A 362-nucleotide genomic window follows, 5' to 3' on the forward strand; every position below is an offset into this window, starting at 1 on the left:
TGACCGCTGCAATCCGCAAGACCGGGATCATCGTGAACCGGAAAACAGTCGCGGGGATCATGGCTGAGCTCGGCTTGATGTCCCCGCTGGCGGAGCGATCATTCAAACGCGCCAAGGCCCGTGCCGCCCGGCTGAAGGACCCGGTCGACCTGCTCAACCGTGACTTCGGTTCATTGATTCCGGGATCGATCCTGGTCGGTGATATCACCTACGTGGCGACCCGTCAGGGCTGGCTGTATGTCGCGACAGTGATCGATCTGGCCACCCGCCAGGTGCTCGGCCATGCGACCAGCAACCGACAAACCACCAAGCTGATCGTTCGGGCTATGACCGCGGCCCGCAAGAGCGGCCTGATCGTCAAG

1 protein-coding gene is annotated in these 362 nt (G+C 62.4%); it reads left to right on the forward strand.

What is annotated here, in order from left to right:
* The coding region (locus tag ABD791_RS16105) for a DDE-type integrase/transposase/recombinase (RefSeq protein WP_345068564.1) at window positions 1-362 on the forward strand (362 nt) is incomplete at both ends.

This window comes from Glaciibacter kafniensis (assembly GCF_039538945.1).
GTDB lineage: Bacteria > Actinomycetota > Actinomycetes > Actinomycetales > Microbacteriaceae > Cryobacterium > Cryobacterium kafniensis.